Here is a 13,440-nt window from a genome sequence, read left to right as displayed (position 1 = left end):
GGACCAGGCGGCGGACCGGGACGCGGGCCGACCGGGCCACCGGGCGGGCCGGCCCATGGTGGTTCCTGGAGGCTCGCCGGCAGGTCCGCCGACGCGCTGAACACGGCCGTCGTCGTCGTCGGCGGCGGTGTCGGTACCGGCGGTGCCGACGATTCGGGCGTGTCGCCTGGTCGCGATCGTCCCCACCCCATGCCGGTCACCTCGCCGCCGCCGGGAGGCCGCCCGTGGGCGGCCCCGCCGGTCCAGTTGATGTCGCCGGTCCGGCCGGCCCCGCCCTCCCCGCCGGACCGGCTGGGGCGCCGTTCGGCGGCCTGACCGCGCCCGCCATGGGAACCGCGGCCGGCGAGGCGGGGCCACTGGCCACCGTCGTCACCCTGGCCCCTGATCGCGCCGGCCGGCGCGGCTCCACGGTCAACAGCGGCCGGAAGCAGCCCGCCGGCACGTCCTCGCCGACCATCAGCCCCTCGGCCTCGACCCAGGCATGCGCGGCGAACGGCGCGACGGTTCGTACCCCCACGCACCACGTCGGCCACGTTCCCGACATCCGGCACAGCAGCGCCGTCGCCACCGACCGCGGGACGCAGCCGCGGGACCCCCGGCAGACCATGCTGACCGCGGTCACGTCGTCTCTGGCCGTCTGGGCCCGCTGCCGGCTGGCCGCCTCGGCGCCGCGGCTGGTCGTGGCGAGCACGGCCCGGATCCTGGCCGGCGGCTGGGTCGCGAGCGCGCGGGCGGCCGCGACCGCGAGATACGCGCGCAACCGGCGGGGCAGCAGCGGCGCCGGTGGTCGTCGGCGCGGCGACATCGGCGTCGTCATCGTCATCGACCTCCCTCGTGTCGGTCGTCGCGCTGGTCGATCGGCCGCGCGTCGTCTCGCTGCTGGTCGTCTCGGTGCTGGCCGACCCGCGGGCTGGCCTTTCGCCTGCTGTGCCGGCCGCGCGGCGCCTCGGCCGGACGCTGCCGGAAGGGCAGGCGGACCCCGCGCGGCGCGCTGGCCCGCAGGCCGGGCGGCGTGACTGTCCCCTGGCTGGTGGCCGGCTCCGCGCCGGGCTCGGCCCCTGGTCCGGTGCCCGGCTCGGCCCCTGGTCCGGTGCCCGGCTCGGCCCCTGGTCCGGTGCCCGGCTCGGCCCCTGGTCCGGTGCGCGGCTCAGCTCCTGGTCCGGTGCCCGGCACGGAGCCGGTCACGAGGCCCGCCGTGCGCAGCTGGTCGACGAGCCGGTCGACGTCGGCGCGCGCCGTCTCCGGCTCGACGTCGAACCTGTCGAGCAAAACGCGCGCGGCGTTCGGTGGATCTCCGCCGTCCAGCAGCACGCGCAGGATGAGGGTGGCTGTCGGGTTCAACGTCCAATACCGGCCGGAACGCTGGTCCAACAGCGCCGTTCCGTAGTCGGTGTCCGTCGAGACGACCGACCCGCTCAACGTCAGCATCTCCACTCCAGCGCTCCTTCCCCCCAATGGGCTGATCGAGGGCTTGGCGTGCGTCCGCGCGTGCGGCCTGGTTCCGTTCGGCGACTCATGGCCGACCTGCCGACAGATGGGCCGGCGCGGGCCCCCGGATGGGGACGCTCGCCCGGGAGGTCGCCCGCGTCGCCGGGGCCGGCCTCGCCGGGGCCGGCCTCGCCGAAGGTTCCCGACGGCCTATCGGACATCCCGTGCGCGTAACCAGGCCTCGGTGGCGGCGGTCTGCTGCAGTGCCAGGTGAGGCAGGTCGGGCGCCGAGGAGTACCGGCAGGCACGCAGCAGCGCCTCCTCGTCCACGAGCCCGAGCTCGGCCAGCCGCGACCCGGTGAACAGCGAGCGCAACGCGGCCTGGTTGGCGCGCAGCCCCACCTGCTCGTCGACCGAGCCCTCCGCCTTCGTCTCCCGCCGCAGGCACTCGGCCGGCACGTGAAGGCGCAGCGCCTCCTTCAGGAGCGGCTTGTACTCCCAGGGTGTGCACCGCTCGGCCGGCCGGACGGCGAGCGCCGCCTCGACCACCCGGTCGTCGTAGAACGGCGTCGTCAGCCGCGGCCCGGTGGGGGCGGCGAGCTGCGCGAAGCCGCGCGCCACGGCCGCGCCCACACGGATCGCGAACAGGTCGGCGTGCCGGTCCCGGGTGGGACCGAGCGGCTCGGCCGCCTCGACCGCCTCGGCGAGCGCGGCGTGCAGCAGTTCACGGGCCTCGAGGGTCAKCCACGCTGGGATCCGCGGCGGCATCGACCAGTCGAGCTCGGCGACCGACCTCGCCGAGAGGCGCCGGCGGCGAGGCGTGACGCCACGGCCGTGGCGGTCGCCATTCTGGTGGCCGCCGTGGCCGCCGTGGCCGCGGTCGTGGCGGGGCGGCGAGCCGAGCAGGTCGGCGAGCCAGGCCCGGTAGGAGCGCGGGCGCAGCGTCCAGACGCTGGCGGCGAGCGGCCAGCGGCCCTGCGCGCGCAGGGCGCGTAGCCGTGTGAAGGCGGCCAGCGGGTGGACGAGGGCGAGGCAGGCGAGGCAGTTCGGCGAGCCCTGCGCCACCTCGTCGCCGCCGAGGCCACACAGGTGCAGCCTGGGCCGGTGGCGGCCGGCGAGGCCCAGCCCGGCGAGCAGCTTCGCGCGGTCGATCACACCGATGAACGGGCGGTCGAGTGGCTCGTCGGCCAGGCCGATCCCGTCATAGATGAGTGGGACCAGCTCGCGGGGCAGCAGGTCGAAGGCGGCCGGTCCGCCGCCGGCCGCGCCCGGCAGCGCCGCCCGCGCCAGGGCGGCCCAGGCGGCGTCGTCGTCCGCCGGGTCGCGTCCCACCCCGGTGTACGGGATGACGGTGGCCGGCCCGGCGGCGGCGAGGAAGCACAGCGCGGTGGAGTCCAGCCCACCGGACAGGTCCGCGGTGATGGTGCCGCCGGCCGCCGTGCGCAGGCCCACGGCCTCGACCAGGGCGCCCCGCAGCGCCGCGGCGCCCGCGCGTCCGTCGAGCTCCGGCTTCGGCGCGTGCCACCAGCGCCGATGCGTCGCGGCCCCGCCCGCGCGGCCCGCCGCGTCGACACGCAGCCAGTGGTCGGGCGGGACGGCCGTCAGCCCCCGCCACAGCGGCCGGTCGTCGAGCGGATAGGGGGCCACCGGATCGACCAGGCAGAGCGCGAGGGCGGTGAGATCGAGATCGGGGTGTTGTCCGCTGAGGGCCGCGACGACGTCCGCCCGGTCACCCGCGACGACCTGCCCGTCAGGACCGCTTCCGTCGAGGTAGCTCGCATCGGGGGAAGCGCTCAGCTTGGCGTGGAACACGCGGCGCAGGCCCGAGGCCGTGCCCTGGATCCGGCATCGGCCGTCGATCTCGGCGACCAGGTGAAAGCTTCCGGGCAGCTCGTTCGCCAGCCGGTCCAGGTCGGCGACATCCCTGGCGCGCGCGAGCCGGTCCGCGAGGTAACCCGGGCCGATCGGAACGTCGCCGATCAGCGCGAGCCGTGACCGGCCGACAGCCGCGCTCACGATGCCGTCCGTGCGGGTTCCGGTGCCCTCGGCGCGGCTGATCCCGCCAGCGACGGTGGCGCCAACAGGCCGCCCTTCGGTGCTGGTGCTGGTGCCGGCGCCGGCAACGGCGGCGGCGTCAGCGCTGGCGGCATCGCCGGTGCCGGCCCATCGGCCGATCAGCCAGGGCCGGCCGGAGTCGCGTCGAACCATCGCGACGGTGTCGTCCGCGGCCATCACGGCGGTGCCAAGGGCGGCGCCGKCGGGTGTGTCCGGAAGGGCGACGAACCACGGCGCGCCGGGCGCGAGCACCCTGGGCGCTTGCGGCACCGGTCGGATCACAGTCGTCATCTGGTCGTCAGCCAATCCTTTCCGGGCCGGTCGTCCTCGCGTGTCTGCCGGCACGTGTCCGCACGGCTCGAATTCCTCGCCGACTTCGTCTTCGCGCCAACTCTTTCATTCCCTCTAATCCGGGGGAGAGCTCGCGCGGCCCGGTGGAATCTTTCGCTTCCTGGAGAGGCTCGAGGGAGAGTAATCGGGACCTGAAGACGGTTTCTGGTTCCGTTGGAACCGCCGCGAAAAAGCTGACGGGCCTGCCTCGATGGCCGGCCCGCCAGCTGAGGGCAGGTTCCGTGGTGTCAGGCGTCGCCCGCTACGGCGAGGCCGGTCACCAACCCCAACCTCCGCCCCCACCACCGATGATGATCACGCCACCGCCTCCGCCGGGRCCACCCCCCCAGAAGCTGCGCCACAGCCAGTCGCGGCCCCAGCCCCATCGGCCGCCGGTCACCTCGGCGAACGAGCCGGCACCGTCCAGCGCTGGCGTCTCGTAACAAGCCTTCATAGGGCGAACTCCCATCGATCGGAATCGGGGCCTACCGGGATCTCGTTGTCCACGTGATGCCCGGTGGTACGGCCGCGGTGGGCGGCCCGGAATCGGTCCATATTTGTTCGATATACATGACCATTTGGTCGATATGTATGTGAGCCGCCTGGCAGTTCTCTGGAGCGGTGGGCCTCTGCCCTTTGGCCTGGAAGGATCACTCRCCCGGGCCGTTCGCCAGAACGCCGGTTTCCTGAACTGGCGGCGACGGTCCGGCTCGGCGTGAGCTTCAGTACTCACCGCGTCCGCCGCGCCCTGGCCCCGACACCTGGCGAGGGACTTCGCTCCTCGCCTCTCCGGCAGCCCCGGGGCATCGGCGGCGCTCGCCGTGCCCTTCCTGTGCCCTTCCTCCAGAATCACTCGTGAGTTCCGCGTCCAGATCGCCACGTCAGCGGCTCAGGTATCCATTTCCCGGCACCGGTTCAGGCGCGGTTCACTACTCACGGTGGCGACTCGCGGCGGTGCCGCCTGGCCGGTGGCAGGCCGGTGTGGGCAGGCCGGACACCCGCGGGCTCCGTGGCGGCCTGCCCGCCGATGCCGCGCAGGATTCGCTGGTGCAGGGCGCGCAGGTCCTCGCCCGGCTCGATGCCAAGCCGTTCGGTGAGCGTCCGGTACACCGCCTGGTAGGCGCGCAGCGCCTCCGCCCGCCGTCCGTCCTGGTCGAGCGCGACCAGAAGCTGGGCCCACAGGCGTTCCCTGGTCGGATGCTCGATGGTGAGCGCGCGCAGCGCTGGCAGCACCAGGCCGTGCTGGCCGAGCCGCAGGCGAGCGTCGACGAGGTTCTCGCAGACGTTCCAGCGCAGCTCCTCGAGCCGAGTGGTCTCGGCGACGGCGATGTCGGCCGGCAGGTCGTCGTACGGCCGGCCACGCCAGAGCTCCAGCGCCTGCTCGAGCAGCCGGGCCGCCTCGGCGGGCCGCCCGCCGGCCAGGGCCTCGCCGCCGCCGCGGGCCCGGGCGTCGAACAGGTCGACGTCGAGCTCGCCGGGCGCCAGCCGGATGGCGTACTCGCCGTCCCGGCTGGCTATGCGGCCAGGCCCGTGGCCCGCGATCGGCGGATCGTGACCCGGCGGCGTGCTCGCCAGTGGTGGCAGCGGCGGCAGGGCATGACGCAGTTCGGAGACGTATGTCTTGATGTTGCCGAGCGCTGAGCGCGGCGGGTCGTCCTCCCAGAGCGCCACGCCGATCTGCTCGGTGCTCACCCAGCAACCGGCGCGCAGAAGGAGCAAGGACAACAGGCGCCGCTTCTTGCGCTGGCCGATGAACACGGGCGTTCCGTCGGACGTCGTGACCTCCAACGGCCCCAGGGTGCCGAACCGGGCCACGTCCAGACCGACCTCCGCGCCGACGTCATCGCCGACGACGGTGGCTGCGGTCGCGGCAGTACTCATCGGCGCTATCCTCCCAACCCGCATCGAAAACGACGCGAATACAGTTGGTCACGCATTGTGGTCACGCTGCGCTGTCTACCCGCTCCTGCAGCCGCCAGACGGCCTCCTCGACTCGAAAACGACCATCGTCCGCAGAGGGTGGCCAAGTGGTCCCGCTAACAGAGTGGGTGACACCGGACAGCTCTGGGCACATCGACTGCCAAGCGCCTGAGCTGCCAGAGGCTGCATGCTGGTACGTGAGCGGAGGCCCGGCGGACGGRCACCGCGCGGGGCGGGTTGCCGGGAGGCGAAACTCGCGCCGCACCGCCCCTGGCGGCCCGCGCCGCGCCGTCAGGCGCCGGCGGGCGGCGATGGGTGGCGGAGGTCCATGTTGGGTGACGGCGGTCGGTGGAGGGCAAGATGTGCCAGATGTTCGCGCTGACCAGCGGAGCGCAGCCGATCGAGGCGACGTTCTGGCTGCTTGACGCTCCGGACAGCGAGCGGGCGCGGACCGCGCGCTCCCCTGACGGCGCCGGCATCGCCACGTTCGCGCCGGATGGCACGCCCCGCATCATCAAACAACCGATCACCGAGCGCGCCGGCGCGGACTTCGCGCACCAGCCGCGAACCGTCGTTTCGTCGACGTTCATCGCCCACGTGCGACACGCGTCGACAGGAAGCGCCAGCCTGGCCAACACCCACCCCTTCCGATACGAGAATCGGGTGTTCGCCCACAACGGAGTGATCGAGGACCTGGACCGGCTGGACGCCCATCTCGGCGACGACCGCGCGCTCGTCCAGGGCGACACCGACTCGGAGCGATACTTCGCGCTGATCAACCGGGAGATCGCGGCCGCGGGCGGCGACGTCGGATCGGGCATCGTCGCGGCCGCCCGGTGGATCGGGGCGAACCTGCCGCTCTACTCGATCAACATGGTCATGGCCACCGCGGACGAGCTCTGGGCACTGCGCTACCCGGACACGAACCACCTTTACGCGCTGTGCCGCGAGCCGGGTGGTCGCCACCAGCGCCACCTCGACCACGCGAGCCCGTTCAGCGAGATCAGGGCCCGGTCCTTCGACCTGGCCGACCGGCCGGCGGTCGCGGTGGAAAGCGAACGGATGGACGAGGACCCGGCCTGGCGCCTGATGGCTTCCGGCGAGCTTCTCCATGTCGCTCCCGACCTGACGGTCACCTCTCGGGTGGTGCTGTCCATCCCGCCGGCGCGCCAGCTTTCCCTCGACGACCTGCGCCCCGAGGCCGCCTACTCCCAGATCGTCAACGTCCCGCCGATCGAGGACGAGACCGGGGCCGAGGCCGAGTCGGCCATGACGGCGTAGTCAGCGCCGCCTTGACCTCGATGCCAGCCGCATCGAGGTCAAGGCGGCGCTGGGATCAGCGTGCAACTGGAAACGGATTCCAGCCGACACTTCCGGGGGCGGAGTCCGCGGTCAGAGCGGCGTACGCGCAGGTCTTCACCAGTGGGCAGGACCCGGAACACGCTCTTGCCGCGGCGCAGAACGGTCCGGCATTGGCTGACACACTCGCGTGGGCCATGGAGAACTTCTTCCAGGCGATGTCCACCGCCACGGCGACCACGAGCGACATCGTCTTGACCAACCCCGTGGAACGCGTCGCTCCGCTTCCACATCTCCTACCAGGGCGGTATCGACTTCGGCACGCAGAACGGCACCGCCGTGGCCGTCAATGGCCACTGGAAGGTCAGCCGGCAGACCTTCTGCACCGTCGTGAGCTGGGCCGGGGCCACCCGCCCGGCTCCCTGACGCGCCCTTCGCGCCTTCTGGGTGTAGCCGCGCCGGGCGGCGGCCATGGCAGGCCGTCGCCGGCGCGCGGGCGATCCTGCGGCTCGTCGGGGTCCTGCGCCGCATCGACGGTCCTGCGCCGCGTCGGAGGCGCGCCGAAAGGCGGCACAGCGGCGTCGGACCGGGCTCCGGCGGGTAAGCGGACGGGGCCTGGGACAGACCGGAGCCGCGACTGGGATACTGGGTGCCGACCAACCGTCGCCCATGCGCCGACGGTTCGCGGGACAGCGACCGGCACCGAGCATGCTCGACAGCCGGCCACGCGGAACCGCTGGTCGGGAGGGCTCGCCTAGTGGCCGATGGCGGCGGTCTTGAAAACCGCTATGGGGGCAACCTCATCGTGGGTTCGAATCCCACGCCCTCCGCTCGTGACCTGCATGTTTGCCCGCCGGGCGGACTACCCGGAAGTGCCTGAAGATCGTTGTGGGCGTCAGGTGGGCGTGGCGACGCGGACGGACCGGGGGACGGCGTTCGCCACGGCGACGGCCGCGTGCTGGCCGGCCGGGCGTAGCAGGTGGGCGTACAGCGCGCCGGTGATGGCGGGCGAGGAGTGGCCGAGCCGCTTCGACACGAGCGCTACGAGCGCTAGGTCGATGCCCTCCTGAAGCTGGATCGACGCGGACGCGTGCCGGAGGTCGTGTAGCCGCCGGCGCGAGAGCAGGCCGCGGCCGAGCTCTGTTTCGGTGGCGACGTCGGTCGTGAGTGGCTCGGCCAGGTCCAGCCGGGACCGGTTGCCGCGCAGCCTGGTCACGGCGGTCACGGTCACCGTGCCGGCGGGCTCGCGGTTGACGTACAGCGTCCGCTCGCCGATCGGGTCGCGGTCGCGCTGGAGCGCTCCGACTATGACGTGATCAGCCTTCGCCGGGGCAGGCACTCGGACGGTGGCAAGCAGGCCCGCCCGCCGGGCGATCGTCTGCATGCGCTGCGAGACGTGTTCGGGCGGCAGGTAACGCCCGTCGGGTCGGGTGAACATCAACCCCGAGAGTTCGACCGGTTTGCCGTGCTGGTTCGGCAGCGTCCCGTTGACCCACGCCCCGCCGGCCTTCTCCCGCTCGGCGTCCTGCGTCAGGCGGTGCGCCAGCATCGACTCCAGCGTCGTCGGGTCGAGGTCGATCTTTCGTTTGCCCGACCGGGTCTTGGGTGGCCACACGCCGTGCGTGCCGCTCGACTCCGTGATCTGCTGGGAGATCGTCAGTACCGACATGGTGGCGTCGAGACCGGCCAGGCCGCGCCGCAGGCCTCGCCCCGGCGCACACCGCGCAGCGCGATCAGCTCCCACATCGCGGCCAGTGAGAGCGACGGTCAGATCGGTCGCCAGGTGTCGTCGTGCCAGATGTGGTGGGAGGCCTCGCCGCGGATGACGGGGTCGGCGATGGCGCAGCACACCTTCACAAGGTCGTCGAACTGTTCAGGTGAGGTGGCTTCGAGCCGTTGGCGGCGTCGCCAGGCTCRCCATTTTGGCTGGGCGTAGGCGCCGAAGCCGGTGAGCACCGGGCTCAGCGGGGTGAGTGTGAGGCGGCGGTGCGCGGCGACGACGCGGAGTGCCTGTTCGAGGTCCGCGCCGATGATCGGGGTGCGGTTGGCGATCGTGGCGATGTCGACGAAGTCGCGCCAGCGGGTGTTGACGGTGCCGCGTTCCAGGGCGGTGGCGATCTTCTCGGCGAGGACCATGTGGGCCGGGTAGCCGAGAAGGTTCATCTGGCCGCCGAGCAGAAGCGGTAGGGCGATGGTGACCGGGCTGGGCCAGATCGGGTCGCCGAAGTTGACGTCGAGGTGGAACGGGATGGTGGCGGTCGCGAGCCGGGTGGTGATCGAGACGCGGACGCCGGCGTACTGGTCCTCGTCGCGGATGTCGCGGCCGGTGATCGTGGCGAGGTCGAAGGCGAGGCCGTCGTCGCGGGGCTGCGCGGCGATCTCGCGGGCGACCGGCACGATCTCGTCGACTTCGTTGGACAGTCTGGTGGCCTGCAGGTCGATGTCGCGGGTGGGCCGGCGGGCGGCGTAGGCGGCGAGCAGGACGCCGCCCTTGAGAATGAGATCCTGGGCGTACGGAGACTGGGCGAGGCGGGCGAGGAAGCCTTCGAGCGCGTAGAGGGCGAGGTACTCGGCGGTGTCGCGCCCCGCGCGGCGGGCGGCGTTCTGCAGGTCCAGGTAGGCGCGGCCGTCGGCGGTCGCCCGGGTGGGTCGGCTCGGGGTCATACGAGGATCTCCAGGGTCCGGCGTAGGCGGCGCAGGGTGGCGGGGAAATGACCGGCGATGGTGAGGAGGCCGGAGGGATGGTTTCCCGGCTGGCGGAGCCATCGCTTGAGCGCCTCGACCGCGGTGTCCTCGCCTTCCCGGTAGCTGAGGCGGAAGACGTCGACGATCGTCCGCTCGGGTGAGTAGGTCGCCGTGTCGACGCCGCCGATCGACAGTGCGATCCGGCCGATGTCGAAGGTCTCCGGGGCGAAGTGGTGCCAGGTGACGTGGGAGAAGCCCGCGGGTGGCCGGGCGTTGCGGGGCAGCGCGATGTCCTGGGACGAGGGGATGTCGTCGGACAGGCCGTGGCGCGCCAGCGCGCTGGCCAGGCACAGCGTGGCGCGCGGCTGGCGGGTGGCTGCCCCCGCGAGCGACGCCAGCGCGGGATCGACAGCGCCTGGCTGTGCGTAGACGCCCCGGCCGAGCTGATCGAGATCGCCGGCCGCGTGCAGGCGGCTGATGGTCTGCCTGGGGAGGCCCGCTGCGACGGCCTGGTCGACGCGGAACACGGCGGGCAGGGCGTCGAGACCCACGGCCTGCTCCTAACTGTCGTCAGCACCATGCTAGCTGTGCGCAGTTAGTCCTATCAACGGCAAGATCATTTTGGGCGTCAGGTGGGCGTGGAGTCCCCGGTACGACGCGAGACGGACCGACACCCGACGGTCCGTCCAACGCGCGATCATGCTGATACGCAAGGACTTCGTGACACCCGGCGATCCGCGCCGGCCGAGCGCGACACACCCGCTGACCTGCGGTTTTGCGTCTTGAAAACCGCTATGGGGGCAACCTCATCGTGGGTTCGAATCCCGCGCCCTCCGCGTTGTGACCAGGCGAAAGACGCTGTGCCGCGGCGAATTTCGTCGCTCTGTCGGGATCGCGCTGGCACCCCGTGGAAGCTGGCCGTTCGCGGCTGTTGCCGCCGACAGCCGGTCATCCATGATGGAAAATCCGTCTGGATGACCTAGCGCTGACCGCCACCTCGCGGAACTCGGCAACGAGAACGGCCGCTGTGAGTTCTTTCGACTCATCAGCGGAGCCATCGACGGYGGTCTTGGCCTGGACCTCCCGGCCCTCTGCCTCGCGCAGGCGACCGCGATCCGGCCGGCCGTCAGTAGCCACCTCGCCGAACTCATCGTGCGGGTAGCTGAAGGGGCGATCATGGTCGGGGCGGTTGCCCGTACCAGCCGGCTTGACCTGCTCAAGGCTCTCAAGCAACACCGTCTCGGCCCCGGCTTCTYATCGCGTGAGTTGCCCAGGCACGAGGTGGGTCCCGGCCGTCAGAGGGTGAGCGCGCGGATGGTGAGGTCGGTGGGCCTGAGCGGGGACGCATCGGAATGGGTCCGGATGTGCTGGGCCAGGGCTGGAGTCGGCCAGCGGGTCGTCTCCGGCCAGTCCGGAGACTGCGACCAGCGGACGCCRTCGAGTCGCACCCCGGTCAGGTCGGCGCCGGTGAGGTCCGCACCGACGAGATCGGCCCGGTGGAGGTTCGCGCGCGTGAGGATCGTGCCGACGAGGCGGGCCTCGCTGAGATGGGCACCGGTCAGGACGGCGTCGTCGAGCTGAGCGCCTGTCAGGTTGGCGTTGGCGAGGTCCGCGTCGCCGAGGTTGGCCCGGGACAGGCGGGCCCCGGCGAGGTCGGTCGCGGTGAGCTTCGTCTTGGTGAGTACCGCCCCGGTGAGGTCCGCTCCGGTGAGGCGGGCCGCCACGAAGTCGGCGAACGTCAGGTCCCGGCCGGCGAGGCGTGCGCCGACGAGTTGGGCCCCGGGGTAGTGGGCGATGGTCCAGTCGATGATCTTCTCGACGCGTTGCGGTACCAGTTCCGTGGGCTCGTCGCTGACGGGAGGTGGTGCCCAGTCGGCGCGGCATTCCGGGTAGAAGACAGGGAGCGGACCGCCTGGGACTGGCCGCGGGCCGCGGGCGAGCTCGTCATCGGCGCGGTGGACGGCCTCGGGCGCGGGTGGTGCCGGCCAGATGCTCACCGTGTGTTCTTCGAGTGGTGGGTCGGCGTCGAAGCAGGCGGTGCCGGCGGCGCGCGCGGCGTCGCGTCCCCTCGCCCGTACGCGAACCCGGTACCAGCCAGGACCGCCGGGCGTCAGGTTCCACAGCTCGGGCGGCCCGCCCGTGTCCATGTCGCCGAGCCAGGTCCGGCCCGTGTTGCTGTGATGACTGATGTCCACGACCATGGGCCAGCCGTCGGAGGCAGCGGTGGGCTCGTCGTCGCGGACGTCGACGGTGATCCGGATCCGCCCACTGTGGGTCCCGCAGACCACGGCCAGGTGCCCGCCGCCCGCACCGACGAGTGAGTTCCCCYGAAAGGCCTGGCTCAGTCCCACACTCTCGGGGATCACGTTGTAATCGCACAGGTAGTACTGGCTGTAGTCGACGCGGAAGTCGTCGGTCGTCCACCTCATCAGTCGATCATCGCAGCCACGATCGATCGCCGAACACACCCGCACCGCTCGACCCGGACCAGCGAGGCCAACAGCGGGCCGGTCACCACTCTTCCTCTGGTGCATGTGGAGATTGTGGCTGCGCCACAATCTCCCAGGAATTCCCTCCCGTCGGCTACCGCGCAATCCGGCGACGACGTCGACGGCCCTCGGCCGGCCGAGGCTGGGCGAGTGCGTGCCTGGCAGGTCGTGCTCGCGGCGTGATTCGCGGCGGATCGCGTCCTGTTGCACGACCGCCGCCCTGTGCTCGACTGCCAGGCGGGCGGCGAGCGCGGTCGTGGTCTTGCTGCTGCAGGGCGGGCCGCGCGGCACGACGAGCGACGGCGGCTGGTCCGGCCCAGGGATGGTGGGCACAGGACGTGGCCCGGATGACTGCGTCCGCTCGGGCCCGCCACACCTGCCCGCCCGACTCCGAGGCGTATGGCTGCCAAGGCATGGCGAGGCCACAATCGAACGAAACGAGCGTGCCACTCGTATCGACTATCTTTGGGGGCGCCTCATGACCACGCCAGCGAGAAGCGAACCGCTGCGCGACGAGACCTACCTGCTACAAGAGGGCAGTGGCGAGATCATCGACTTCCTGCGTGCCCTGCGTGACCGCGGCCGACAGGCCGTTGAACCGCGCCCACGGCTCACGGGTGCCGATGGGCGCAGTGTCGAGCTGCCCGAGCCGATGTTCGAGGTTCTTCTGCAGGTCGCGGTGGCGATGGAGGCGGGCCTGGCCGTCACGGTTGCGCCGCACCACCTCACGCTGTCGACTCAGGAAGCAGCCGACCTGCTCCGCGTCTCCCGGACCACGCTGGTGCGATTGTTGGAGACCGGTGCGAGTAAACATTCAGGTGCTTTGTTGATGTTGCTTTGGGTCGCTGGCTTCGGAGCCAGGCGCTGATGTTGGTGGTCGCGTGGCGTGCCAGGTCTGGTGCGTGTGGTGAGGTAGGGGCATGGCGCCGGTCGAGGAGATGCCCCCTGAGGGCCTCCTCGCGGTGGTGCGCGCCCAGGCGGAGCTGATCGCGGAGTTGCGGGCGACGGTCGCCGAGCAGGCCCGGCAGATCGCGGAGCTGACGGCGAAGGTCGCTGACCTGGAGCGGAAGGCGTCGCGGAACTCGCGGAACTCGTCGTTATCGCCGTCCAGCGACGGCGCGATCCCGGGTCGGAAGCCGCCCGAGCCGCCGGCGGGCGGTGGCGGGGCGGGGAAGAAGAAACGCGGCAAGCAGCCGGGCGCGGACGGGTTGACGCTGGCCTGGCGGGAGGACCC

Annotated in this window: 14 protein-coding genes and 1 tRNA gene; 5 read left to right on the top strand and 10 right to left on the bottom strand. The window is 72.0% G+C overall.

Annotation, left to right across the window (positions count from 1 at the left end):
- Positions 1-196 precede the first annotated feature (196 nt).
- The 5 genes from BL253_RS17940 to BL253_RS17925 form a co-directional block, all read right to left on the bottom strand.
- Positions 197-823 carry a lasso peptide biosynthesis B2 protein gene (locus BL253_RS17940; protein WP_241834894.1) on the bottom strand — a complete coding sequence of 209 codons (627 nt, stop codon included), beginning with the start codon at positions 821-823 and terminating at the stop codon, positions 197-199.
- On the bottom strand, positions 820-1,428 hold the full coding sequence (locus BL253_RS42925; RefSeq protein WP_081438426.1) for a lasso peptide biosynthesis PqqD family chaperone: 609 nt from the start codon (positions 1,426-1,428) through the stop codon (positions 820-822). The genes BL253_RS17940 and BL253_RS42925 overlap by 4 nt, the downstream gene beginning before the upstream one ends.
- 210 nt (positions 1,429-1,638) lie before the next feature.
- Positions 1,639-3,774, bottom strand: a complete 2,136-nt coding sequence (locus tag BL253_RS17930) for an asparagine synthase-related protein (protein ID WP_076818277.1) — start codon at positions 3,772-3,774, stop codon at positions 1,639-1,641.
- A gap of 316 nt (positions 3,775-4,090) precedes the next feature.
- Positions 4,091-4,267: a lasso RiPP family leader peptide-containing protein gene (locus BL253_RS41140; RefSeq protein WP_116438868.1), complete on the bottom strand. Its 177-nt coding sequence runs from the start codon at positions 4,265-4,267 to the stop codon at positions 4,091-4,093.
- A 479-nt stretch (positions 4,268-4,746) separates the two neighbouring features.
- The gene (locus BL253_RS17925; protein WP_076818276.1) at positions 4,747-5,694 is read right to left on the bottom strand and encodes an AfsR/SARP family transcriptional regulator; all 948 of its coding nucleotides are present in this window, start codon (positions 5,692-5,694) and stop codon (positions 4,747-4,749) included.
- A gap of 399 nt (positions 5,695-6,093) precedes the next feature.
- Between BL253_RS17925 and BL253_RS17920 the strand changes: the two genes are divergently transcribed.
- From BL253_RS17920 to BL253_RS17915, 3 genes are all read left to right on the top strand, one after another.
- The gene (locus tag BL253_RS17920; RefSeq protein ID WP_076818318.1) at positions 6,094-7,014 is read left to right on the top strand and encodes a class II glutamine amidotransferase; all 921 of its coding nucleotides are present in this window, start codon (positions 6,094-6,096) and stop codon (positions 7,012-7,014) included.
- Positions 7,015-7,323: 309 nt separating this feature from the next.
- Entirely contained in the window at positions 7,324-7,458 is a 135-nt protein-coding gene (locus BL253_RS45845) for an MTB12 C-terminal domain-containing protein (RefSeq protein WP_476644115.1), read from the top strand.
- Between the two features lie 317 nt (positions 7,459-7,775).
- Positions 7,776-7,862 (top strand) — tRNA-Ser (locus tag BL253_RS17915).
- Positions 7,863-7,927: 65 nt separating this feature from the next.
- Here BL253_RS17915 and BL253_RS43805 read toward each other — a convergent pair.
- The 5 genes from BL253_RS43805 to BL253_RS17890 form a co-directional block, all read right to left on the bottom strand.
- Positions 7,928-8,701 carry a site-specific integrase gene (locus BL253_RS43805; protein ID WP_241834893.1) on the bottom strand — a complete coding sequence of 258 codons (774 nt, stop codon included), beginning with the start codon at positions 8,699-8,701 and terminating at the stop codon, positions 7,928-7,930.
- Between the two features lie 98 nt (positions 8,702-8,799).
- On the bottom strand, positions 8,800-9,696 hold the full coding sequence (locus BL253_RS17905; RefSeq protein ID WP_076818275.1) for a nucleotidyl transferase AbiEii/AbiGii toxin family protein: 897 nt from the start codon (positions 9,694-9,696) through the stop codon (positions 8,800-8,802).
- On the bottom strand, positions 9,693-10,268 hold the full coding sequence (locus BL253_RS17900) for a type IV toxin-antitoxin system AbiEi family antitoxin domain-containing protein (protein WP_076818274.1): 576 nt from the start codon (positions 10,266-10,268) through the stop codon (positions 9,693-9,695). The genes BL253_RS17905 and BL253_RS17900 overlap by 4 nt, the downstream gene beginning before the upstream one ends.
- Before the next feature lie 397 nt (positions 10,269-10,665).
- Positions 10,666-10,953: a hypothetical protein gene (locus BL253_RS17895; RefSeq protein ID WP_076818273.1), complete on the bottom strand. Its 288-nt coding sequence runs from the start codon at positions 10,951-10,953 to the stop codon at positions 10,666-10,668.
- A gap of 59 nt (positions 10,954-11,012) precedes the next feature.
- Positions 11,013-12,146, bottom strand: a complete 1,134-nt coding sequence (locus BL253_RS17890; RefSeq protein ID WP_076818272.1) for a pentapeptide repeat-containing protein — start codon at positions 12,144-12,146, stop codon at positions 11,013-11,015.
- Positions 12,147-12,684: 538 nt separating this feature from the next.
- Between BL253_RS17890 and BL253_RS17885 the strand changes: the two genes are divergently transcribed.
- A complete protein-coding gene (locus tag BL253_RS17885; RefSeq protein WP_076818271.1) occupies positions 12,685-13,074 on the top strand; it encodes a MerR family transcriptional regulator in 390 nt (129 codons plus the stop codon).
- 52 nt (positions 13,075-13,126) lie between these two features.
- Positions 13,127-13,440 (top strand): DUF6444 domain-containing protein (locus tag BL253_RS17880; protein WP_338013722.1); only part of this gene is annotated, 314 nt, incomplete at its 3' end.

The sequence above is a fragment of the Pseudofrankia asymbiotica genome (genome assembly GCF_001983105.1).
GTDB classification, from domain to species: domain Bacteria; phylum Actinomycetota; class Actinomycetes; order Frankiales; family Frankiaceae; genus Pseudofrankia; species Pseudofrankia asymbiotica.
The sequence above is the reverse complement of the archived record's forward strand: the minus strand, read 5'-3'. Positions and strand labels throughout refer to the sequence as shown.